20 protein-coding genes are annotated in these 21,566 nt (G+C 72.6%); 13 read left to right on the forward strand and 7 right to left on the reverse strand.

Annotated features, from left to right (window positions below; translation table 11 throughout):
• The first annotated feature begins 180 nt into the window (after positions 1-180).
• Both ACH4D3_RS14350 and ACH4D3_RS14355 read left to right on the forward strand, forming a co-directional pair.
• A complete protein-coding gene (locus tag ACH4D3_RS14350; protein WP_398321347.1) occupies positions 181-1,107 on the forward strand; it encodes a DUF3027 domain-containing protein in 927 nt (308 codons plus the stop codon).
• 251 nt (positions 1,108-1,358) lie between these two features.
• Positions 1,359-4,487, forward strand: coding sequence for a sacsin N-terminal ATP-binding-like domain-containing protein (locus ACH4D3_RS14355; protein WP_398321350.1), 3,129 nt, complete (start codon positions 1,359-1,361; stop codon positions 4,485-4,487).
• 98 nt (positions 4,488-4,585) lie between these two features.
• Here the strand turns inward: ACH4D3_RS14355 and ACH4D3_RS14360 are convergent, their stop codons facing one another.
• Positions 4,586-7,012, reverse strand: a complete 2,427-nt coding sequence (locus ACH4D3_RS14360) for an HAD-IC family P-type ATPase (RefSeq protein ID WP_398321353.1) — start codon at positions 7,010-7,012, stop codon at positions 4,586-4,588.
• Between the two features lie 99 nt (positions 7,013-7,111).
• Positions 7,112-7,390 carry a DUF2530 domain-containing protein gene (locus ACH4D3_RS14365; RefSeq protein ID WP_398321356.1) on the reverse strand — a complete coding sequence of 93 codons (279 nt, stop codon included), beginning with the start codon at positions 7,388-7,390 and terminating at the stop codon, positions 7,112-7,114.
• Between the two features lie 203 nt (positions 7,391-7,593).
• Here ACH4D3_RS14365 and ACH4D3_RS14370 point away from each other — a divergent pair, with 203 nt between their 5' ends.
• Positions 7,594-9,051 (forward strand): NCS2 family permease, encoded by a 1,458-nt coding sequence (locus tag ACH4D3_RS14370; protein WP_398321359.1) that lies wholly within the window; start codon positions 7,594-7,596, stop codon positions 9,049-9,051.
• A gap of 31 nt (positions 9,052-9,082) precedes the next feature.
• Here ACH4D3_RS14370 and ACH4D3_RS14375 read toward each other — a convergent pair whose 3' ends face one another.
• Positions 9,083-9,265 carry a ribbon-helix-helix protein, CopG family gene (locus ACH4D3_RS14375; RefSeq protein WP_398321362.1) on the reverse strand — a complete coding sequence of 61 codons (183 nt, stop codon included), beginning with the start codon at positions 9,263-9,265 and terminating at the stop codon, positions 9,083-9,085.
• 156 nt (positions 9,266-9,421) lie between these two features.
• On the opposite strand from ACH4D3_RS14375, the gene ACH4D3_RS14380 reads away from it, so the two are divergent.
• From ACH4D3_RS14380 to thpR, 3 genes are read left to right on the forward strand one after another with little or no spacing between them, the layout of a single operon-like run.
• On the forward strand, positions 9,422-9,859 hold the full coding sequence (locus ACH4D3_RS14380) for a MarR family winged helix-turn-helix transcriptional regulator (protein ID WP_003974639.1): 438 nt from the start codon (positions 9,422-9,424) through the stop codon (positions 9,857-9,859).
• 27 nt (positions 9,860-9,886) lie between these two features.
• Positions 9,887-11,266 (forward strand): MFS transporter, encoded by a 1,380-nt coding sequence (locus ACH4D3_RS14385; RefSeq protein WP_398321365.1) that lies wholly within the window; start codon positions 9,887-9,889, stop codon positions 11,264-11,266.
• 49 nt (positions 11,267-11,315) lie between these two features.
• Entirely contained in the window at positions 11,316-11,888 is a 573-nt protein-coding gene (gene thpR, locus ACH4D3_RS14390) for an RNA 2',3'-cyclic phosphodiesterase (RefSeq protein WP_398321368.1), read from the forward strand.
• A gap of 139 nt (positions 11,889-12,027) precedes the next feature.
• Here thpR and ACH4D3_RS14395 read toward each other — a convergent pair whose 3' ends face one another.
• The gene (locus ACH4D3_RS14395) at positions 12,028-13,020 is read right to left on the reverse strand and encodes an aldo/keto reductase (RefSeq protein ID WP_398321371.1); all 993 of its coding nucleotides are present in this window, start codon (positions 13,018-13,020) and stop codon (positions 12,028-12,030) included.
• Between the two features lie 48 nt (positions 13,021-13,068).
• The gene (locus tag ACH4D3_RS14400; RefSeq protein ID WP_398321374.1) at positions 13,069-13,656 is read right to left on the reverse strand and encodes a Uma2 family endonuclease; all 588 of its coding nucleotides are present in this window, start codon (positions 13,654-13,656) and stop codon (positions 13,069-13,071) included.
• Between the two features lie 90 nt (positions 13,657-13,746).
• Here ACH4D3_RS14400 and ACH4D3_RS14405 point away from each other — a divergent pair, with 90 nt between their 5' ends.
• Positions 13,747-14,529: an aminoglycoside adenylyltransferase family protein gene (locus ACH4D3_RS14405; protein WP_398321377.1), complete on the forward strand. Its 783-nt coding sequence runs from the start codon at positions 13,747-13,749 to the stop codon at positions 14,527-14,529.
• Here ACH4D3_RS14405 and ACH4D3_RS14410 read toward each other — a convergent pair.
• Entirely contained in the window at positions 14,502-15,191 is a 690-nt protein-coding gene (locus ACH4D3_RS14410) for a GDSL-type esterase/lipase family protein (protein WP_398321379.1), read from the reverse strand. The genes ACH4D3_RS14405 and ACH4D3_RS14410 overlap by 28 nt on opposite strands.
• A 111-nt stretch (positions 15,192-15,302) precedes the next feature.
• On the opposite strand from ACH4D3_RS14410, the gene ACH4D3_RS14415 reads away from it, so the two are divergent.
• Positions 15,303-16,292: a WD40 repeat domain-containing protein gene (locus ACH4D3_RS14415; RefSeq protein ID WP_398321381.1), complete on the forward strand. Its 990-nt coding sequence runs from the start codon at positions 15,303-15,305 to the stop codon at positions 16,290-16,292.
• On the opposite strand, the gene ACH4D3_RS14420 is transcribed toward ACH4D3_RS14415, so the two are convergent.
• Positions 16,266-17,054 (reverse strand): TetR/AcrR family transcriptional regulator, encoded by a 789-nt coding sequence (locus tag ACH4D3_RS14420; protein WP_398321383.1) that lies wholly within the window; start codon positions 17,052-17,054, stop codon positions 16,266-16,268. The genes ACH4D3_RS14415 and ACH4D3_RS14420 overlap by 27 nt on opposite strands.
• 96 nt (positions 17,055-17,150) lie before the next feature.
• Between ACH4D3_RS14420 and ACH4D3_RS14425 the strand changes: the two genes are divergently transcribed.
• From ACH4D3_RS14425 to ACH4D3_RS14445, 5 genes are all read left to right on the forward strand, one after another.
• Entirely contained in the window at positions 17,151-18,176 is a 1,026-nt protein-coding gene (locus tag ACH4D3_RS14425) for an ATP-binding cassette domain-containing protein (protein WP_398321385.1), read from the forward strand.
• Positions 18,173-19,015, forward strand: coding sequence for an ABC transporter permease (locus ACH4D3_RS14430; RefSeq protein WP_398321387.1), 843 nt, complete (start codon positions 18,173-18,175; stop codon positions 19,013-19,015). Before ACH4D3_RS14425 ends, ACH4D3_RS14430 begins: the two co-directional genes overlap by 4 nt.
• A gap of 114 nt (positions 19,016-19,129) precedes the next feature.
• The gene (locus tag ACH4D3_RS14435) at positions 19,130-19,666 is read left to right on the forward strand and encodes a hypothetical protein (RefSeq protein WP_398321389.1); all 537 of its coding nucleotides are present in this window, start codon (positions 19,130-19,132) and stop codon (positions 19,664-19,666) included.
• Between the two features lie 2 nt (positions 19,667-19,668).
• Positions 19,669-20,868, forward strand: a complete 1,200-nt coding sequence (locus tag ACH4D3_RS14440) for a sensor histidine kinase (protein WP_398321392.1) — start codon at positions 19,669-19,671, stop codon at positions 20,866-20,868.
• The gene (locus ACH4D3_RS14445) at positions 20,865-21,545 is read left to right on the forward strand and encodes a response regulator (protein WP_398321395.1); all 681 of its coding nucleotides are present in this window, start codon (positions 20,865-20,867) and stop codon (positions 21,543-21,545) included. Before ACH4D3_RS14440 ends, ACH4D3_RS14445 begins: the two co-directional genes overlap by 4 nt.
• Positions 21,546-21,566: the final 21 nt, after the last annotated feature.

The raw sequence follows: 21,566 nt of genomic DNA on the forward strand, positions 1-21,566 counted from the left end.
TAGCGCGCCGTGGCGAACGTTCTCGGCCGCGCGCCGTACGGCCATCCCGCAGAATGGATGACGTAGGTGCGCCCGAGCGCGATCGGGCGCGGACGTCGACGCGGTCCACAGGTCCGCTCCGTCCGCCCCTCGCACACAGCGGCGCACTCGTGAGACGGCGTATGGAGAGAAGCGATACCTGTGAGCGCAGCGACAACGCGAAGCCGCACCCCTGACCGCCTGTGCGCCGAGGCCGTCGACCTCGCCCGGGCCGCGGCCGAGGAGGCCGCCGCACCCGGCGTCGTCGGCGAGCACGAGGGCCTGGTGTCGGAGGGTGACCGGGTCGTCACCCACTACTTCGCCTGCAAGGAGATGGGCTACCGGGGCTGGCGCTGGGCCGTGACGGTGGCCCGCGCCTCCCGCGCCAAGATCGTCACGGTGGACGAGGCGGTGCTGCTGCCCGGCCCCGACGCGCTCCTGGCCCCCGAGTGGGTGCCGTGGAGCGAGCGGCTGCGCCCCGGCGACATGGGCCCCGGCGACCTGCTGCCCACCGACGCGGAGGACCTGCGCCTGGAGCCCGGCTGGACCGGCGAGGACGAGCCGCCGCCGAACTCCGCCGTCTCGCACGAGATGGCCGACCTGGTCGAGGCCGAGGACGCCGAGGTGACCGCCGGGCCGCCCGCCGAGCTGCCGACCGTCCCGGCCCGCGGCACGATCTCGGCGGTCGCCGAGGAGCTGGGCCTGCGCCGCACCCGGGTGCTGTCCCGGTACGGCCTGCACGTCGCCGCCGACCGCTGGGAGGAGGGCTACGGCCCGAAGACCGCGATGGCCCAGGCGGCCCCCGCCTCCTGCGTCAGCTGCGGCTTCCTCGCCCGCATCGGCGGCTCGCTCGGGCAGGCCTTCGGCGTGTGCGCCAACGAGTTCTCCCCGGCCGACGGGCACGTCGTGTCGCTGGCCTACGGGTGCGGCGGGCACTCCGAGGCCGCGGTGATGCCGAAGCCGCCGCGGGTGGCTCCGCCGGTGATCGACGAGACGCGGGTGGACCCGTTCCCGCTGCGGCCGGCCGCGGATTCGGGGTCGGTCCCGGCGACCGAGGACCAGGCGGTGGCGGAGCTGGGGCACTCCTGAGGCCCGCCGTGGGTGGCTGAGGTCCCTGGGGGCTGCGCCCCCAGACCCCCCTTCGGCCTTGACGGCCTCGTCCTCAAACGCCGGACGGGCTGGATGGTGCCGGCCGGGGCCACAGAGCATCGGACGGGCTGGATGGTGCCGGGCGGGGGCACACGGCATCGGACGGGCTGGATGGTGCCGGCCGGGGCCACACGGCATCGGACGGGCCGCGTGGGCGGTACCTTCGTGGTCCGTCGATGAGGAGAGTCACCGTGAGCATGTTCGTACGGCCTGCCGCCGAGGGTGCCGATCCGTTCGGTACGGCACGGCTGCGGCGCGGGGTGCTGGACGCGTGGGCGACGAGCCCGGCCCGGTTCCGTGAGGACGCCAACGCGGAGGAGGACCTCGTCCTCGGCGGCTACCGCGACCGGCTGGTCGTCGAACTCGCGCAGAACGCCGCCGACGCCGCCGCCCGGGCCGGCGTGCCCGGCCGGCTCCGGCTCACCCTGCGCGACGGCGTCCTCGTCGCCGCCAACACCGGCGCCCCGCTCGACGCGACCGGCGTCGAGTCGCTGTCCACCCTGCGCGCCTCCGCCAAGCGGGACGCGGTGGACGGCTCGGTCGGCCGGTTCGGGGTCGGCTTCGCCGCCGTCCTGGCCGTCACCGACGAGCCCGCCGTCGTCGGCCGGCACGGCGGGGTGCGCTGGTCCCTGGCCGAGGCCCGCGACCTGGCCGCCGACACCGCCCGGCACAGCCCCGGCCTGGGCGACGAGATCCGGCGGCGCGACGGGCATGTACCGCTGCTGCGGCTGCCGTTCCCCGCCGAGGGCACCGCCCCGGACCCGTACGACACGGCCGTCATCCTTCCGCTGCGCGACACGGCCGCCGCCGACCTCGCCGAACGGCTCCTGCACGGCGTGGACGACGCCCTGCTACTCGCCCTGCCGGGTCTGGAGGAGGTCGTGATCGAGGCGGGCGACGAGGTGCGCACCCTCTCCCGCCGCGCCGAGGGCGCCCTGACCGTCGTGGAGGACTCCCGGCAGGGCGTCACCCGCTGGCGCACCGCCGCCGCGCACGGCCCCCTCACCCCCGACCTCCTCGCCGACCGGCCGGTGGAGGAACGGCTGCGGCCCCACTGGTCCGTCACCTGGGCGGTGCCCGTCGACGCCGACGGCGCTCCCGCCCGCCCCCGCACCAGCCCGGTGGTCCACGCGCCCACCCCCAGCGACGAACCGCTCGGCGTGCCCGCCCTGCTCATCGCGTCCTTCCCGCTGGACTCCACCCGCCGGCACACCGCGCCGGGACCGCTGACCGACTTCCTGACGGAACGGGCCGCCGACGCCTACGCCGGGCTGCTCGCCGACTGGCGGCCGGTCACCGCCGGTCTCATCGACCTGGTGCCCGGCGCGCTGGGCCGGGGCGAACTGGACGGCGCGCTGCGGCAGGCGATCCTCGACCGGCTGCCCCGTACGTCCTTCCTGCCGCCCGCCGTCCCCTCCGGGGGCGAGGAAGCGGAGGACGACCTTCCGGAGTCCCTGCGGCCGCGCGACGCCGAGGTGGTGGAGGGCGCGGGCGCCGACACCGTGCGGGTGCTGGCCGAGGTACTGCCGACCCTGCTGCCCGCCGGTCTGGAACGCCGCGCCGAACTGCGCACCCTGGGCGTGGCCCGGGTGCCGCTGACCGACGCGATCGACCGGCTGGCGGGGCTGGAGAAGGCACCCGCCTGGTGGCGCAGCCTCTACGACAGCCTCGCCGGGGTCGACCCCGACCGGCTGTCCGGGCTGCCGGTGCCGCTCGCCGACGGACGCACGACCATCGGGCCCCGGCAGGTGCTGCTGCCCTCCCCGGAGGCCGCCTCCCTCGACCCGGAGGTCCTCACCCGGCTCGGCCTCAAGGTCGCCCACCCCGACGCCGCGCACCCGCTCCTGGAGAAGCTCGGCGCCCTCCCGGCCACCCCGCGCGCCGTCCTCACCACCCCGCAGGTGAGGGCCGCCGTCGCCGCCTCCCTGGACGACGAGGGCGGCACCAACTGGGAGGAGGACGCCCTCGACGCCGAGGAGCTGGCCGACACCGTGCTCGGCCTGGTCCGCGACGCCGGGCTCGACGCCGGGGACGAGCCCTGGCTGGGCGCCCTCGCCCTGCCCGACGAGGACGGCGAGCTCTCCCCGGCGGGCGAACTCGTCTTCCCCGGCGGTCCGTTCGCCCGGGTCATGCGGGAGGACGAACTCGCCGCCGTGGACGCGGAACTCGCCGAGAAGTGGGGTCCCGACCCGCTGGCCGCCTGCGGCGTCCTCGTCACCTTCGCCCTCGTCCGCGCCACCGACGTCGTCCTGGACCCCGACGAACTGGAGCCCCGCGAGGGAGACTTCGCCGAGCCCGACGACGCGGGACTGCTCGACGCCGTGGACGTGTGGAGCGAGGACGTCCTCGACCGCTTCCCGGACACCCCCGTCCCGCCGGTCGCCACCGAGATCGTCGCCGTGCGCGACCTCGACCTCGTGGACGACGACCACTGGCCCGAGGCCCTCGCCCTGCTGTCCCGGCCGCCGCTGCGCGACGCGCTGGTCCAGCCCGTGCGCGTGCTGCTGCCCGACGGCACCCACGAGGTCGTACGGCCGTACACCGCGTGGTGGCTGCGCGGGCACCCGGTGCTCGGCGGACGCCGCCCGGCCGGTCTGCGCGCGGCGGGCGGCGACCCGCTGCTGCGGGGCCTGTACGACGAGGCCGACGCGACCGGCTTCGAGGACGAGCAGGTGCTGCGGGCGCTCGGCGTGCGCACCTCGGTCGCCGCGCTCCTCGACGAGCCCGGCGGCGCGGCCGAACTCCTGGACCGCCTCGCCGACCCGGACCGCCCGGTCACGGCCGCCCAACTGCACGCCCTGTACGGCGCGCTGGCCGAGCTGGACCCCGAGCAGGTCACCCTGCCGGACGAGGTGCGGGCCGTGGTCGACGGCGAGGTGCGCGTCGTGGACGCCGCCGACGCCGTCGTGGTCGACTCGCCCGACCTGCTGCCCTTCACCTCCGGCGTGCCGCTGCTGCCGGTCCGCCCGGCCCGGGCCGCCGAGCTGGCGGAGCTGTTCCAGGTGCGGCGGCTGAGCGAGTCCGTCACCGGCCGCGTCGACTCCGAGGGCACCGAGCACGACGTACCGGAGCCGGTGCGGGTGCTGCTCGGGGCGCGCACCCCGGCGTCGTACGTGGAGCACGGGGAACTGCTCGTCGACGGCGTGGAGATCGACTGGCGTCTGACCGACGACGGTGCGCTCCACGCGGCGACGCTGGAGGGCGTGGCCGCCGGCCTCGCCTGGGCGGCGGGCCAGTGGCCCCGCCGCTTCGAGGTGGCGGCCCTCCTGGAGGACGAGTCACGCACGGAGGAACTGGCCAGGGACCGCTGGTTCGACTGACGGGCGGTGCCATCTGGTCGCGCGGGGCTGTGTTCGATATGCGGCTCCGCCGCGTGGGCGCGACCAGCCACGACGGCGCCGCGGCAAACAACGAACCGTCATACGGGAAACCGCCGGTCCACCCACCTCCAGGTGAACTCCAGAACCCCGGCGCCAACCACCGCAATGCCGACGGCAGTCCACGGCATCGTCGCCCCCACCAGCTTCAGCGCGAAGAAGTCCTGCAACCACGGCACCGCCAGCACGATCACGAAGCCCAGCCCCATCGCCGCCACCAGCAGCACCCGCCACCACGTGTACGGCCGGGCGATGATCGCCAGCACCCACATCGAGATCAGGAACAGCGTCAGCGTCGCCGCGCTGGTCTCCGCGTCCAGCGCGCCCGGGCCGGTGTAGTGCTGCCGGGCCACGAGGTACGTCACGAAGGTCGCCGCCCCCGCCACCACCCCGCCCGGGATCGCGTACCGCATCACGCGCCGGACGAAGTGCGGCCTGGCCCGTTCCTTGTTCGGGGCGAGGGCCAGGAAGAAGGCCGGGACGCCGATGGTGAGCGTCGAGAGCAGGGTGAGGTGGCGGGGCAGGAACGGGTACTCCACCTGCGAGCAGACCACCAGGATCGCGAGCAGCACCGAGTACACGGTCTTGACCAGGAACAGGGTCGCCACGCGCGTGATGTTGCCGATGACGCGGCGGCCCTCGGCCACCACCGACGGCAGTGTGGCGAAGCTGTTGTTGAGCAGCACGATCTGCGCGACCGCCCGGGTCGCCTCCGAGCCGGAGCCCATCGCGACACCGATGTCGGCGTCCTTGAGGGCGAGGACGTCGTTGACGCCGTCGCCGGTCATCGCGACCGTGTGGCCGCGTGACTGCAGGGCGCCCACCATGTCCCGCTTCTGCTGCGGGGTGACCCGCCCGAACACCGTGCCCTCGTCCAGGGCGCCCGCCATCTCCTCCCGCTCGGCGGGCAGCCGGCGCGCGTCCACGGTGGCTCCGGACAGCCCGAGCTTGGCGGCGACCGCGCCGACCGACACCGCGTTGTCGCCGGAGATGACCTTGGCGCGCACGTCCTGGTCGGCGAAGTAGCGCAGGGTGTCGGCGGCGTCCGGGCGCAGCCGCTGCTCCAGGACCACCAGGGCGGTGGGCTCGACGCCCTCGGCGACCTCGGGGTCGTCCAGGTCGCGGGCGGCGCGGGCGAGCAGCAGTACGCGCAGGCCCTGTTCGTTGAGCCGGCCGGTCTCGGCGAGCGCCGGGTCGTCCTCGGGCAGCAGCACGTCCGGGGCGCCCAGCAGCCAGGTGCCGGTGGCGCCGTCGCCCTCGTCGAAGGCGGCGCCGCTGTACTTGCGGGCGGAGGAGAAGGGCAGCACCCCCGTGGTCCGCCACGCCCCGGCGGACCCGTCGGCCCCGGCGGACCCGTCGACCGGGTAGGTGTCGATGATCGCCTGGAGGGAGGCGTTGGGGCGCGGGTCGGACGCGCCGAGGGCACCGAGCACGGCGCGGACGTGACCCTCGTCGGCGCCGTTGAGCGGGCGCAGGTCGGTGACGTCCATGCCGCCCTCGGTGAGGGTGCCGGTCTTGTCCAGGCAGACGGTGTCGACGCGGGCCAGGCCCTCGATGGCGGGCAGCTCCTGGACGAGGCACTGCTTGCGGCCGAGCCGGACGACGCCGATCGCGAAGGCGACGGAGGTGAGCAGCACGAGGCCCTCGGGGACCATGGGCACGATGCCGCCGACGGTGCGCGCGATCGAGTCGTCCAGTTCGTTGTCCTTGGCGAGCAGCTGGCTGAGGATCAGGCCGATCGCGGTCGGGACCATCATCCAGGTGACGTACTTGAGGATCGTGGAGATGCCGGAGCGCAGCTCGGACTGGACCAGCGTGAAGCGGGAGGCCTCCTCGGCGAGCTGGGCGGCGTAGGCCTCGCGGCCGACCTTGGTGGCCCGGAAGGCGCCGCCGCCCGCGACCACGAAGCTGCCCGACATGACCTGGTCGCCCGGCTGTTTGACCACGGGGTCGGCCTCGCCGGTCAGCAGGGACTCGTCGATCTCCAGCCCGTCGGCCTCGACGCACACCCCGTCGACGACGGCCTTGTCGCCGGGGCCGATCTCGATGACGTCGTCCAGCACGATCTCGGACGTGCTGATCTCGGCGGGCTTCCCGTCCCGGCGCACCGTCGGGCGGACCTCGCCGATCAGGGCCAGTGAGTCGAGGGTCTTCTTCGCCCGCCACTCCTGGATGATGCCGATGCCGGTGTTGGCGAGGATCACGAAGCCGAACAGGCTGTCCTGGATCGGCGCGACGAACAGCATGATCACCCAGAGCACGCCGATGATCGCGTTGAACCGGGTGAAGACGTTGGCGCGGACGATGTCGGCCAGGGAGCGGCTGCTGCGCACCGGCACGTCGTTGACCTGGCCGCGGGCGATCCGCTCGGCGACCCCGGCCGCCGTGAGCCCGGTAGCGGGCGAAGGGGCGTCAACGGCGTGCGCGGGTTGCCCGGGGTCGAGTCTGTCCGCGTCGAGATGCGTCATGGATTCGACGGTACGTGCGGATTTACGGCTCCACCCATCGAGTGCGGCGAAGATCCGACCTGGGTACGAGACGGGCGGGCGCGGTGTGCTGCCCTGGTACTAGTTCTCCGCCCTGGCTGCCTCGGCGGCCTTGGCGGCCGAGTCCCGCTTGATCGCGGCGTCGCGTCCCCGGACGTACCAGATGCCGATCAGGCCGAGACCCGCGCCGGCCAGGCAGGTCCACACCCACCAGGTGTGCCCGTGGTCGTCGAACCAGCCGTAGAAGGGCAGCTGCACCAGGAAGAGGACGAACCAGAGGATGGTGCCGCCGACGATGGTCGGAACCACGGGGCCCTCCAGGGGCTCCGGCGCCTCGTGCGTGGGTGTCCACTTCGTCATGCGTACAGCTTACGAGGAGCGTGCGAACGGGTTGACGGCGCGCCGCCACACGGTGATTCCGCGGGTCTACGCGCGGAGATAGCGATCAGGGGCTCATACGTTCATACTGAACCCGTTTGTCTCTGACCACTTTCATTCGTAGAAAACACCAATAGGAACACCGACAAGGCCGTGGGGGAACCTGTTGGTGATGAGGTCCCCGCATGTCCACCTCGGCCTCCGCCAAGGTCCCCCCGTCCCCCGAGTCGCCGGAAGACCGGCGGCCCCCGCAGAACGGCCTCGACCGCTACTTCAAGATCTCCGAGCGCGGCAGCACCCTGCCCCGTGAGATCCGCGGCGGCTTCGCCACCTTCTTCGCGATGGCCTACATCATCGTGCTGAACCCGATCATCCTGGGCAGCGCGAAGGACATGTACGGCAACCAGCTCGACAACGGTCAGCTGGTCACCGCGACCGCGCTGACGGCGGCGTTCACCACGCTCCTGATGGGCGTCATCGGCAACGTGCCGATCGCGCTCGCCGCCGGTCTCGGCGTGAACTCCGTCGTCGCCCTCCAGCTCGCCCCGCGGATGTCCTGGCCGGACGCCATGGGCATGGTGGTGCTGGCCGGTTTCGTCGTCATGCTGCTGGTCGCCACCGGGCTGCGCGAGCGCGTGATGAACGCCGTGCCCTACAGCCTGCGCAAGGCCATCGCGATCGGCATCGGCCTGTTCATCATGATCATCGGTCTGGTCGACTCCGGCTTCATCACCCGGATGCCGGACGCCGCCCAGACCACGGTCCCGATCCAGCTCGGCACCGGCGGGCACCTCACCGGCTGGCCGGTCCTGGTCTTCGTCCTCGGCGTGCTGCTGACCCTCGCGCTGATCGTCCGGAAGACGCCGGGCGCCATCCTCATCTCGATCGTGGTGATGACCGGCGTCGCGATGATCGTCAACGCCGTCGCCGACATCCCCTCCTGGGGCCTGACCACGCCCGAGTGGCCCGGCAACCCCGTTGCCACGCCCGACTTCGGGCTGGTCGGCGAGGTCAGCCTGTTCGGCGGGTTCGAGAAGGTCGGCGTCCTGACCGGCGTGCTGTTCGTCTTCACCGTGCTGCTGTCGTGCTTCTTCGACGCGATGGGCACGATCATGGGCGTCAGCGACGAGGCGAAGCTGACCGACGGCGAGGGCCAGATGCCGGGCATCAACAAGGTCCTGTTCGTCGACGGCGTCGCGGTCGCCGTCGGCGGTGCCAGCTCCGCCTCCGCCACCACCTGCTTCGTGGAGTCCACGGCCGGTGTCGGCGAGGGCGCGCGCACCGGCTTCGCCAACCTCGTGACGGGCACGCTGTTCGCCCTGGCGCTGTTCCTCACGCCGGTCGCCACCATGGTCCCGTCGCAGGCGGCGACCCCGGCGCTGATCGCGGTGGGCTTCCTGATCCTGGCCGGTTCGATCAAGGAGATCGACTGGTCGGACTTCACGGTCGCCATCCCGGCCTTCGTGACGATGCTGATGATGCCGTTCACCTACTCGATCACCAACGGCATCGGCATGGGCTTCATCACCTTCTCGGTGCTGCGCCTGGCGGCCGGACGGGGCCGCGAGGTGCCGGTGGCGATGCACGTGGTGTCGGCGGTCTTCGCCTTCTACTACCTGATGCCGGCCCTGGGCCTGACCTGATCCCGCGGGGGTCCGAACCGGGCCTTCCGGCTCACGGCACCCCGTAGAACCGTTCCGTCTCCTCCACGGCGGACTGGAACCGCTCGTCGAAGTCATCGCGGATGAGCGTCCGGACGACATAGTCCTGGACGCTCATTCCTCTTTTGGCCGCATGGTCCCGGAGCCGGTCGAGCAGCTCCCCGTCCATCCGCAGGCTGAGCACGCTGGTCCCCATGAGGACGAGGGTCGCCCCGGCCGACCGGGTGATGCCTCCATTTCCGGAAACGACTCACTCGTACGGGTGAACTGCGGGTTTCAGTGGCGGGTGTCACGGGGCACCGGGGTGACGTGCGTTGGTATTTCGCCAGACTAATGAGTTACGCTAAGGAACATGCCGGACCTCAAGCATGGCGACGACGCCGCCGCCGTGAACTCCCTGCGCTCCGCCGTGATGCGGCTGTCCCGTCGGCTCAAGCACCAGCGGGTCGACGAGTCGCTCAGCCCCACCGAGATGTCGGTGCTGGGCACCCTGTCGAACTGCGGCAGCGCGACCCCGGGCGAGCTGGCCCGCAAGGAACACGTCCAGCCGCCCTCGATGACCCGCATCGTGGCGCTGCTGGAGGCCAAGGGCCTGGTCAGGCTGGAGCCGCACCCCGAGGACCGGCGCCAGAAGGTCGTGACGCAGACCGAGCAGGCCGTGGTGATGCTTGAGGAGAGCCGCCGCAAGCGGAACGCGTTCCTGGCCACGCTGGTCGAGGGCCTCGACGAGGACGAGTGGGCGAAACTGCGCGCCGCCGCCCCCGTGCTGGAGAAGCTCGCACACAAGTAAGCAGTTCTCGCGAGGAGGCGAACCCTTTTGAGTACGGGATCCGGAGCAGCTTCCGCCCCCGCACCTGACGGCAACGACAACCCGACCACCCCGGACGGTCCGACGGGCCCCGCCGCCCCTCGCAGGACCTCGATGTTCGCCTCCCTGAAGGTCAGGAACTACCGCCTGTTCTTCATGGGCCAGGTCGTCTCCAACATCGGCACCTGGATGCAGCGCATCGCCCAGGACTGGCTGGTGCTCAGCCTCACCGGCTCCTCGGCCGCCGTCGGCATCACCACCGCCCTGCAGTTCCTGCCCATGCTGCTCTTCGGCCTCTACGGCGGCGTCCTCGTCGACCGCCTGCCCAAGCGGCCCACGCTGCTGGTCACCCAGACCGCGATGGCGCTGACCGCGCTCGCCCTCGCCGTCCTCACCCTGAGCGGACACGTCCAGGTCTGGCACGTCTACGTCGCCGCCTTCGCGATGGGCCTGGCCACCGTCATGGACAACCCGGCCCGCCAGACCTTCGTCTCCGAGCTGGTCGGCCGCGACCAGCTGCAGAACGCGGTCAGCATGAACTCGGCCAACTTCCAGTCGGCCCGGCTCGTCGGCCCCGCCGTCGCCGGTCTGATGATCACCGGGGTCGGCACCGGCTGGGCGTTCCTCGCCAACGGCCTGTCCTTCGTCGCACCGCTCACCTGCCTGCTGCTGATGCGCGCCCGCGAACTGCACGCCGGCCGGCCCACCCCGCGCGGCAAGGGCCAGCTGCGCGAGGGCCTGCACTACGTCGCCGGCCGCCCCGAGCTGATCTGGACGATCACCCTGGTCGGGTTCATCGGCACCTTCGGCTTCAACTTCCCGGTCTTCCTGTCCGCCTTCGCCGACGACGTCTTCGACGCGGGCGCCGGGGCGTACAGCCTCTTCAACACCCTCATGGCCGTCGGCTCGCTGGCCGGTGCCCTGCTCGCCGCCCGGCGCGGCACCGCCCGGCTGCGCGTCCTGATCGCGGCGGCCCTCGGCTTCGGCGCCCTGGAGATCGTGGCCTCGACCGCGCCCGAGCTGTGGCTCTTCGCGCTGCTCATGGTCCCCATCGGCGTCTTCAGCATGACGGTCAACGTCACCGCCAACACCAGCATCCAGATGTCGACCGACCCGGCCATGCGGGGCCGTGTGATGGCCCTGTACATGATGGTCTTCCTCGGCGGCTCCCCGGTCGGCGCCCCGATCGTCGGCTGGGTCACCGACACCTACGGCGCCCGGATCGGCTTCGCCGCGGGCGGCGCGGTGGCCGCCGGCGCCGCCCTCGTCATCGGCCTGGTCCTGGCCCGCGTCGGGAACCTGCGCCTGTCGGTCGGCTGGCACCGCGGCCACCCGCAGGTCCGGTTCGTGCCGCGGGAACGGCAGGAGGCCCTGGCACCGGCCGCGTAGGGGTGGAAATCCAGGGGTCCGGGCGGCGGGGCTCTGCCAGGCTGGCCCCATGAGACTGTTCGCCGCCGTACTGCCGCCCGAGGACGTCACCGCCGCCCTCGCCGCGGAGGTGGCCGTGCTGCGGGGGCTGCCCGGCGCCGACGGGCTGCGCTGGACCGGCCGTCCGGGCTGGCACCTCACCCTCGCCTTCTACGGCGAGGTCGACGACGCACTCGTCCCCGACCTGTCGGCCCGCCTGGAGCGCGCGGCCCACCGCACCGCGCCCTTCGAACTGGCGCTGCGCGGCGGCGGCCAGTTCGGCCGCGGCCGGGCGCTGTGGGCGGGTGCGGAGGGCGGCCTGGCGACCCTGCGGCTGCTGGCCGACCGCGCGGAGGCCGCGGGGCGCAGGGCGGGCGTCGGGACGGGCGAGCACCGCCGCTACCGGCCCCACCTGACCCTGGCCCGCGGCAGACAGGCGTTCGACGTCCGCCCCTACGTCGAGGCGCTGTCCGGCTTCACCGGCCCCACCTGGACCGTGACCGACCTGGCGCTGGTCCGCAGCAACCTGCCGGAGTCGGGCGTGCCGGGCGAGCGGCCCCGTTACGAGGCGGTCGCCCGCAGCCCGCTCGGCGCCTCCGGTTAGGCTCGGGTGCGTGGACCCGAAGACCCGAAACCGGATCATGGCCGGTGTGCTCGTGCTGATGCTCGTGGTGGTGGCGTTGGCGGCGGCCCTCGGCTGACCGGCCCGAGGCGGCCGCCGCCCCGCTCACCACCTCACGCCGCTACCAGGCGAAGGCCTCCGGAGAGGGCCCCGGCCCCGGGAAGACCTCGTCGAGCCCGGCCAGCAGCTCCTGCGACAGCTCCAGCTCCACGGCCCGCAGTGCCGACGCGAGCTGCTCGGCGGTGCGCGGACCCACGATGGGACCGGTCACGCCGGGCCTGGTCAGCAGCCACGCCAGCGCGGCCTCGCCCGGCTCGACGCCGTGCTTGTCGAGCAGGTCCTCGTACGCCTGGATCTGCGCCCGCTTCGCCGGGTCGGCCAGGGCGTCGGCCGCCCGTCCGGAGGCCCGGCGACCGCCCTGGACCTCCTTCTTGATGACCCCGCCGAGCAGCCCGCCGTGCAGCGGCGACCACGGGATGACGCCGAGGCCGTACTCCTGCGCGGCCGGGATCACCTCCATCTCGGCGCGGCGCTCGGCCAGGTTGTACAGGCACTGCTCGCTGACCAGGCCGATGGTCCCGCCGCGCCGGGCGGCGGTCTCGTTGGCCTGCGCGATCTTGTACCCGGGGAAGTTCGAGGACCCGGCGTACAGCACCTTGCCCTGCTGGACCAGCGCGTCGACGGCCTGCCAGATCTCGTCGAAACCGGTGGCGCGGTCGATGTGGTGGAACTGGTACAGGTCGATGTGGTCCGTCCGCAGCCGCTTGAGGCTGGCGTCGACCGCACGCCGGATGTTCACGGCGGACAGCTTGTCGTGGTTGGGCCACGCCTCGCCGTCGGCGCCCATGTTGCCGTACACCTTGGTGGCGATGACGGTCCGGTCGCGCCGGTCGCCGCCCTGGGCGAACCAGTTGCCGATGATCTCCTCGGTACGGCCCTTGTTCTCGCCCCAGCCGTACACGTTGGCGGTGTCGAAGAAGTTGATACCGGCGTCCAGCGCCGCGTCCATGATCGCGTGACTGTCGGCCTCGTCGGTCTGCGGACCGAAGTTCATGGTGCCGAGGACGAGCCGGCTGACCTTGAGTCCTGTGCGTCCCAGCTGCGTGTACTCCATGGTCCCCAAGCCAACGACTTGGAGTGCGCTCCAGGCAAGCGGGGACGCTCAGTCGCGGGGGAAGACGTCGGTCCTGAGAGTGAGGCCGAGGACCGTGTCGGTGAGGTCCAGGTCCTGCCCGAAGGCGACCCTGGTCTCGGTGGTGTACTCGCCGTCCTTGGGGTGCGTGAAGATGTGGCAGCGGCCCTGGTACGGGTCGGCGATCAGGTAGAGGGGGACCTCTGCGGCCGCGTAGGCGGCCTTCTTGGGGCCGTAGTCGTTGGCGGCGGTGCCCTGGGAGATGACCTCGGCGACGAATTCGACGTCCTGGTAGCGCCAGCGGCCCGTGTCGTCCGCCTTCGTACCGTCGCGCATCTTGACGACGTCCGGGCAGAAGCCGTTCTGGTGGCCCGGAAAGTCGATGCGGACATCGGAGAGCACCTTGGCACGCCTCCCGAAATGGGACCGGATGTCCCACGCGAGCTCGAAGATGATGTCCCAATGGGTGCCGCGCTGCGGTGTCATGTGAACGGTGCCCCCGACGATCTCGGCCCTGAATCCTTCGGGGACAGGCATCCGTTCAAGCCGCTCGAACCACTCGTCCAAACGCTCAGTGTTGACGTCGGCCATGGCGATCCTGTCGTCTACGACGGTCATCGTGGCGCTCCTCCCCAGCTGACTCAACGACGAGTACAGCCGCGCGGTACAACGATACGCACGGCGCCCAGGACACGGGAGGACGCGCATATGCCAGAGCGGGACCGGGACCGCACCGATCACCTCGTCGCCCTCGTCCGGCGGCACCTCGACGAGGACGGCGACGTGCTCGGCGTCTACGCGCACGGCTCGGCCACCCTCGGCGGGCTGCGCCCGTACAGCGACCTCGATCTCCTCGTCGTCCTGGGACGCCCGACCACGTACGGTCAACGCGAGCGGCTCACCGGGGAGTTGCTCGGCGTGTCCGGCGGTGAGGGGCGCCCCGTCGAGCTGATCGCCGTCGTGCGGGACGAGGTCCGGCCCTGGCGGTATCCGCCCCGCCGGGAGTACCTGTACGGCGAGTGGCTGCGCGACGAATACGAGCGCGGCGCCGTCCCGGAGCCGGCGGACGACCCCGACCTGGCGCCGCTGCTGACGATGGTGCTGCGCGCCGACGCCCCGCTGTACGGCCCGCCGCCCGCGGCCCTGCTGGACCCGGTGCCGCACGGCGACCTGCGGCGGGCGATCGCGGCCGGGGTGCCGGAGCTGCTGGCCGGGCTGGAGCCGGACACGCGCAACGTGCTGCTCACCCTCGCCCGCGTCTGGAGCACGCTGGTCACCGGGGACATCCGGTCGAAGGACGCGGCGGCGGACTGGGCCCTGGGGCGGCTGCCCGCCTCGTACCGGCCGCCGCTCGCCCACGCGCGCGCCGTCTACCTCGGGCAGGAGACGGAGGACTGGAGCGGCCGGGCCGTGCGGGCCTGCGCCGACCGGCTGGTCCGGGAGATCCGGGAGATCCGGGCGGCCTACGGGGACGAAGGGCCGGGGGAGTAGGGCCCGCCGAGCCCCCACTCCTCGGCCATCGCCGTCGCGAAGGCCTCCGCGATCCGGTGCTCGCCGCGCTGGTTGGGATGCGTGCCGTCGTAGGTGTCGGTGTGGAAGTCGTACGCGGGCGGCGGCGGGACGAGCAGCAGCGGGGAGCCCTCGTCGTCGAGGTCGGCGACGGTCTTCACGAGGAGTTCGTTGAAGTGGGCGACCTGCTCGGCGAAGGTCTCGTCGGCGTCCACCCGGATGTTGTGCAGCACCGGCAGCACCGCCACGCGCACGCGCGGGTTCGCCGAGCGCGCGTTCGCCACGAAGGCGCGGACGTTGGCGGCGGTCTGCTCGGCGTTGGTGTAGAAGCCCAGATCGATGAGGCCCAGCGAGACCAGGAGCACGTCCGCGCGGCAGGACCGTACCGTCTCCGCGATCAGTGGGGCCATGTGGTGCCAGCCCTCGCCCCAGCCGGCCAGGTGGGCGCGGGGGAAGCCGGGTTCGGCGTAGGCGCACGAGGTGGGGGCGTCCGTCCCCTGGTCGTGGAGGGTCTCGCGCGGGCCGACGAAGGTGAAGGGGCGGCCGCAGGAGTCGCGCAGGTGCTGCCACAGCCGGAAGCGCCACGTGTGTTCGCCGGCGCTTCCGATCGTCATGGAGTCACCGACGAACATGAACCTGAGCATCCGCTCATCATGGACGATCGGCCTGGTCGACGCGATGTGAGCCCGACCACGCAGGGTGACCGAGGGGTGGCCGCCGACGTGAACGCCCGCGCGGGATGGCAGGCTTGGCGCATGCGCCGACCCTTCGCCCTCCTCGCCTCGGCCCTTCTCGTGGGTGCGCTCGCCGTGCCCGCCTCCGCGGCGGACGGGGGCGACGGGCCCGCCGGGAGCGACGGGTTCACCATCAAGGACCCGCGCATCACCGAGTCCAGCGGCCTCGCCGCGTCCCGTCAGCACCCCGGCATCTACTGGACGCACAACGACCAGGACACCGGCCCGTACATCTACGCCGTGGACGGCGCCACCGGCGAGACCGTCGCCCGGGTCGCGCTGTCCGGCGTCGGCACGCCCCGCGACGTCGAGGCGATCGCCATCGGGCCCGGCAACAAGATCTTCGTCGGCGACATCGGCGACAACGACGGCGTGACCTGGCCGTACGTGTGGATCTACGAGCTGCCCGAGCCTACGGACCTGAAGGACCAGACCGTCAAGGCGACGCAGTACGTGGTGAAGTACACGGACGGTTCCCGCGACGCGGAGTCGATGGTGGTCCACCCGAAGACCGGGCGGGTCTACATCATCGACAAGAACGAGGACGGCGGGCACCTGTACGAGGGTCCGGCCAAGCTCTCCCCCTCCGGCACCAACGTCTTCAAGCCCACCGTCCCCGTCGACCTCTGGGCCACGGACGCCGCGTTCTCCCCGGACGGCGAGCAGCTCGCCGTGCGCGGCTACCTCGGGGGCATCTGGTACGACTGGAACGGCGGGAAGATCAAGCGCGGGGAGCGGATCAGCGTGCCCCTGGGGCAGGGCGAGTCCGCCACCTACACCACCGACGGCAAGAAGCTGCTGCTCGGCATGGAGGGCGTCAACAGCCCCGTGAAGGCCGAGGACGTGCCCGGGAAGGGCGGTGGTCCGGGCGGGGGCGGCTCCGGCGCATCGGACGGGGACTCCGCCGGGTCCGACGGCCCGGGCGGCATCACGCTCAAGGTGGGCGCGGTCGGGCTGCTCCTCGCGCTCGCCGCGCTGTTCGGGCTACGCCGGCTGTTCCGGCGCCGCTGAACCGTCCGCCGCGCGACGTGAGGTCACCAGCACCTCCAGCCCGTCCAGGATGCGCTGGAGCCCGAACTCGAAGTGGTCGAAGCCGGTGCCGAAGGCGTCCTCGGAGAGGGAGGAGAGCACCGGGTAGCGCCCGCTGGTCATGGCCTTCACCAGCACCGGTTCCTGGGCCGCCCAGAACTGCGCGTCCGTCAGCCCGGACCTGCGCTCGGCCTCCCGCTCGTAGACCTGCGTGCGTGCGGCCCCGACGACGTACCCGTCGATCATGACGATCGCCGAGACCAGCTCGGGGTCGGTCAGGCCCATCGGCTTGATCCGGGCGAGCACCTTCTCCATGCCGTCCAGGGCGGACGGGCCGAGGACCGGGCGGGACTGGTTGACCTCCAGCAGCCAGGTGTGGCGGCGGTAGAGGGCGAGCGTGGCGTGGCCGAGGGCGTGCAGCGCCGGGCGCCAGCCGCCGTCGCCGAGGTCGGCCGGGTTCTCGGACGGGCGCTGCACTCGGTCCAGCATCAGGTCGAGCAGCTCGCCCTTGCCGGGGACGTAGCGGTACAGGGACATCGTGCCGGTGCCCAGCTCGGTGGCGATCCGGCGCATCGAGACCGCGCCCAGACCGTCCCGGTCCGCGACCTCGACGGCGACCTCCACGATCCGCTCCAGCGTCAGGCCCGGCCTCGGGCCCCGGCTGGGGCGTCGGCCGGTGTCCCACAACAGTTCGAGGGTGCGGCCGATGTCGCCGCTGCCGCTGGTCTCCGTACCGCTTGCCATGGGGTCAGTTTAAGTCCGCGACGAAAAACTGAGTACGGTGTACGCGCAATCGGGTACGGTGTACTCAGTTAGGGAATGGAAGGGGGACTGGGACCCATGAGCGAGCGACACGCGGTACGGGCCGAGGGTCTGGAGAAGCGCTACGGCGACAAACGCGCTCTGGACGGCTTCGACCTGAGCGTCCGCGAGGGCACCGTGCACGGCCTGCTCGGGCCGAACGGCGCGGGCAAGACCACGGCCGTGCGCATCCTGTCCACGCTGATCAGGCTGGACGGGGGACGGGCCGAGGTGGCGGGCCTCGACATCGCCCGGCAGGCACGCGAGGTGCGGGCGCGGATCGGCCTCACCGGCCAGTACGCGGCCGTGGACGAGGTGCTCACCGGCCGGCAGAACCTGGAGATGTTCGGGCGCCTGTTCCACCTGGGCGGCAGGCGGGCCCGGGCCCGCGCGGTCGAGCTGCTGGAGCAGTTCGACCTGACCGACGCCGCCGACCGGGGCGTGGGCAAGTACAGCGGCGGCATGCGGCGGCGCCTCGACCTCGCCGCGTCGATGATCCTCGCCCCGTCCGTCCTGTTCCTGGACGAGCCGACGACGGGCCTGGACCCCCGCAGCCGCGGCGAGGTCTGGGAATCGGTCCGCGAGCTGGTGGCGAGCGGCACGACGGTCCTGCTGACCACGCAGTACCTGGAGGAGGCCGACAAGCTCGCCTCCCGCATCACCGTCATCGACCGGGGCCGGGCCATCGCCGACGACACCCCGGACGGGCTGAAGAACCTGGTCGGCGGCGACCGGATCGAGGTCGTGGTCGCCGACCGGGCCGAGATCCCACGGGTGGTGAAGACGGTCGCCCGGGTCTGCAAGGGCGAACCCGAGGTCGAGGAGGAGGCGCTGCGCGTGCACGCCCCGGTCACCGACCGGGTGTCGGCCCTGACGGAGGTGGCCCGCACCCTCCAGGACGAGCGCGTCGCCGTCGAGGACATCGGCCTGCGCAGGCCGAGCCTCGACGACGTGTTCCTGCGCCTGACCGGCCACCGCACGAGCGTGGAGCCCGCGCGGAACGCGGAGAAGGAGACGGAGAAGGGCAACGGCAAGGGCAAGGAGAAGGAGGCGGTGGCCGCATGAGCGCCCTCGGTGTCGACAGCGCGGCCGGTCCGGCGACGGCCCCGCCCGAGCGCGGCCGCCTGTACTGGCTGCTCGCCGACTGCGGCAACATCGTCCGCCGCGGTCTGACCCACTACCAGCGCCAGCCCGTCAACATCGCCTGGCAGCTGGGCTTCCCGATCCTGTCGGTCCTCCTCTACGGCTATGTGTTCGGCAGCGCGATGACGGTGCCCGGCGGCGGGGACTACAAGGACTTCCTGATGCCGGGCATGTTCGTGATGACCATGGCGTTCGGCTTCATCAACACCGCGACGGTCGTCGTCTACGACTCCACCAAGGGCGTCATCGACCGTTTCCGCTCCATGCCGATGGCGTCCTCGGCGGTGGTGGCCGGGCGCGGGGTGACCGATCTGGTCGTGGCCTGCGCTGAGTTGGCCATCATGATGCTGACGGCGATGGCCATGGGCTGGCGCCCGGACGGCGGCTGGGGCTTCCTGGCCGCGTTCGGACTGCTGCTGTGGCTGCGGTTCGCGCTGATCTGGATCGGCGTGTGGCTGGGCCTCCTGGTTCCCAACCCGGAGGCGGCGGGCGGTCTGTTCGCGGTGGCCTTCCCGCTGACGATGATCTCCAGCATCTTCGTCGCCCCGCAGCTCATGCCCGACTGGCTGGGCTGGGTGGCCGCGTGGAACCCGATCTCGTCCACGGCGGCGGCGGCCCGCGACCTGTTCGGCACGCCGGTCGGCGGCGGCGACTCGTGGGTGGAACAGCACGCGCTGCTGATGGCGGGCGTGTGGCCGGTGATCCTGACGGCGGTCTTCCTGCCGCTGGCGGTCCGCAGGTTCCAGCGGCTCAGCCGGTAGCGGCGCGCAGGACGACCGGGCCGAGGGTGGAGACCGGGGGAGCGAGGGATCTCCACCCCCGGCTCCACCCATGGGTCCAGGTGTCGCGGGCCTGGTCGGAGCAGCCTTGAGGGCATGACAACGACTGAGTGGATCACCGACATCGCCCTCGTTCTCGTCGTCTTCCGGCAGCTGCGGGAAGGCCGGCTCGACCGCAGGACGTTCCTGATCCCGCTGGGGATCGTGGCCGTCGTGGCGTACTCCTACCTGGACTCCGTCCCCACCGGCGGCAACGACCTCGTACTGATCGCGGCCCTGGCGGGCGCGGGCGCCGTGCTCGGCGTCGCGGGCGGCGTCTACACCCGGATCCGGCCCCTCGACGGGCACCTCATGATCAGGGCGGGCGCCGTGTCGGCGATCCTGTGGGTGCTGGGCATGGGCGCCCGCATGGGCTTCCAGGTCTGGGTCGAGCACGGCGGCGGCGCCGACGACGTCGCCCGGTTCAGCGTCGCCCACCACATCACGGGCGACCAGGCGTGGGTGACGGCGTTCGTGCTGATGGCGGTCACCGAGGTGGTCACCCGAGTGGCCACGATCTACGTACGCAGCCGCGTCCGGGCCGGGGCCGGGGCCGTGGTCCCCGCCGCTCCCGTCCTCGACCGTACGGCCTGACCGTGCGCTATGTTCGGCCGGTGTCCGCCACCGAGATCACCGCGCCCCCGAACCCGGGGGCGGACCCGCGTCCGCTCCCCGGCCGGGACCCGCGTGTGCAGTGGGCCCTGAGCCTCGCGGTCGTCGCCGTGGGGGCGCTCACGATCCGGCCCATGGGGTTCACCGGCCAGGGTCTGGCCGTCGTCGTCCTCTTCGTGCTCAACTCCGCGGCGCTGCTCGGCCGGGGCCTGCCCGAACACCGGGTCTCCGCGCGGGCGGCGCTCACCTGGCTCACCCTCGGTGTCGTCGCGGCGGCCGCGCTGCTCGGCGTCAGCGGCAGCGGTACGAGCTACCTGTTCGCCTTCTTCCTCGCCGGCCACATCGGCTACCGCCTCGACACCGGCCGGGCCCTCACCCTCGCGGCGGCATGCTCCCTGCTCTGCGCGGCCGTCCTCCACTTCGACCTCGGGCCGGGGGACCCGGAGCTGCCCTGGGTGCTCGGCCTCACCACCGGCGTCCCGGTCGTGGTCGGCATCCTCAACCGCGCCCAGCGCAAGGCCGTACGGTCGGCGCTCTCGGCCGCCGAGTCGGCGGAACGCGCCGCCCGTGCGGAGGCCCGGACCGCCGTCCTCACCGAGCGCGGCCGGATCGCCCGGGACGTGCACGACGTCCTCGCGCACTCCCTGGCCGGGATCAACATGCAGCTGGAACTGGCCGACGCACTGCTCGACACCGGTGACCTGGAGAGGGTCAGGGAGGCCACCACCAAGGCCCACGGCCTGGTCAAGGAGAGCCTGAAGCAGGCCCAGTGGACCGTGCACGCGCTGCGCGAGGACGCGCTGCCGCTGCTGGAGAGCCTGTCCGCGATGGTCGAGTCGTCGGGCCACCACGACGCCCTCACGGTCACGGGAACCGTCCGGGAAGTGCCGGCCCAGGTGACCCAGAACCTGCTGCGGATCGCCCAGGAGGCCCTGACCAACGCGGCCAGGCACGCTCCCGGCGGACGGGTCGAGGCGGAGCTGACATTCACCGCCGCGTCGATCACACTGAGGATCCGCAACCGGCCCGCCACCCGTGCGGTGACCCCGGGCGTCGGCAGCGGCATGGGTCTGATCGGAATGCGCGAGCGCGTCGCCCTGCTGGGCGGGAGCGTCACCGCCGGGCCGGTCACCGAGGGACCGGACCGGGGCGGCTGGCAGGTGGAGACGGTGATTCCAGGATGAGCGAACAGACCGGGGGGCCGACGCGGTTGAAGGTGATCGTCGCCGACGACCAGGCCGCCGTGCGGGAGCCGCTCGCCGCGGTGCTCGGCCTGGCCGAGGACATCGACGTCGTAGCGGCGGCCGCGGACGGCACCGAGGTACTGGCGGCGGTCGCCGCCGGCCCCGTCGACGTGGTGCTGATGGACCTGCGGATGCCCGTGCTGGACGGCATCGAGACCACCCGCCGCCTGACCGAGGAGCACCCGGAGGTGGCGGTCGTCGTCCTGACCACCTTCGCCGACGACGACTCGATCCTGGGCGCGCTCGGTGCGGGCGCCCGCGGCTACCTGACCAAGAACGCGGGACGCCAGGACATCACCCGCGCGATCCGGGCCGCGGGCGCGGGCCAGTCCGTACTCGACGGCGAGGTCCAGGCCCGCCTGCTCGCCACGGCCAGGGCGAAGGCACCCGCCCCCGACCGGGCGGCGGCCCGTCAGCCCCTGCCGGGCGACCTCACCCCCCGCGAACGCGAGGTCCTCGCCCTGATTGGCCAGGGCCTGTCCAACCGGGGCATCGCCGAGCAGCTCTTCATCAGCGAGGCCACGGTCAAGACCCACATCAACAACCTGTTCGCCAAGGCCCACATCCGCGACCGCGCGGACGCCGTCCGGCGCGCCATCGGGGCGGGGCTGGCCTGAGGGGCGTGGGTGCGTGACCCG

The sequence above is a fragment of the Streptomyces sp. NPDC018026 genome (genome assembly GCF_044327745.1).
Classification (GTDB): Bacteria; Actinomycetota; Actinomycetes; order Streptomycetales; family Streptomycetaceae; genus Streptomyces; species Streptomyces rubrogriseus.

Bases quoted from the DNA above. Each gene is read 5' to 3' on its own strand.
- ACH4D3_RS14415 (WP_398321381.1), top strand. From the start codon at position 15,303: ATGCGCCGACCCTTCGCCCTCCTCGCCTCGGCCCTTCTCGTGGGTGCG.
- ACH4D3_RS14405 (WP_398321377.1), top strand. From the start codon at position 13,747: ATGCCAGAGCGGGACCGGGACCGCACCGATCACCTCGTCGCCCTCGTC.
- thpR (WP_398321368.1), top strand. From the start codon at position 11,316: ATGAGACTGTTCGCCGCCGTACTGCCGCCCGAGGACGTCACCGCCGCC.
- ACH4D3_RS14380 (WP_003974639.1), top strand. From the start codon at position 9,422: ATGCCGGACCTCAAGCATGGCGACGACGCCGCCGCCGTGAACTCCCTG.
- ACH4D3_RS14370 (WP_398321359.1), top strand. From the start codon at position 7,594: ATGTCCACCTCGGCCTCCGCCAAGGTCCCCCCGTCCCCCGAGTCGCCG.
- ACH4D3_RS14420 (WP_398321383.1), bottom strand. From the start codon at position 17,054: ATGGCAAGCGGTACGGAGACCAGCGGCAGCGGCGACATCGGCCGCACC.
- ACH4D3_RS14360 (WP_398321353.1), bottom strand. From the start codon at position 7,012: ATGACGCATCTCGACGCGGACAGACTCGACCCCGGGCAACCCGCGCAC.
- ACH4D3_RS14365 (WP_398321356.1), bottom strand. From the start codon at position 7,390: ATGACGAAGTGGACACCCACGCACGAGGCGCCGGAGCCCCTGGAGGGC.
- ACH4D3_RS14430 (WP_398321387.1), top strand. From the start codon at position 18,173: ATGAGCGCCCTCGGTGTCGACAGCGCGGCCGGTCCGGCGACGGCCCCG.
- ACH4D3_RS14425 (WP_398321385.1), top strand. From the start codon at position 17,151: ATGAGCGAGCGACACGCGGTACGGGCCGAGGGTCTGGAGAAGCGCTAC.
- ACH4D3_RS14395 (WP_398321371.1), bottom strand. From the start codon at position 13,020: ATGGAGTACACGCAGCTGGGACGCACAGGACTCAAGGTCAGCCGGCTC.
- ACH4D3_RS14410 (WP_398321379.1), bottom strand. From the start codon at position 15,191: ATGCTCAGGTTCATGTTCGTCGGTGACTCCATGACGATCGGAAGCGCC.
- ACH4D3_RS14375 (WP_398321362.1), bottom strand. From the start codon at position 9,265: ATGGGGACCAGCGTGCTCAGCCTGCGGATGGACGGGGAGCTGCTCGAC.
- ACH4D3_RS14400 (WP_398321374.1), bottom strand. From the start codon at position 13,656: ATGACCGTCGTAGACGACAGGATCGCCATGGCCGACGTCAACACTGAG.
- ACH4D3_RS14445 (WP_398321395.1), top strand. From the start codon at position 20,865: ATGAGCGAACAGACCGGGGGGCCGACGCGGTTGAAGGTGATCGTCGCC.
- ACH4D3_RS14435 (WP_398321389.1), top strand. From the start codon at position 19,130: ATGACAACGACTGAGTGGATCACCGACATCGCCCTCGTTCTCGTCGTC.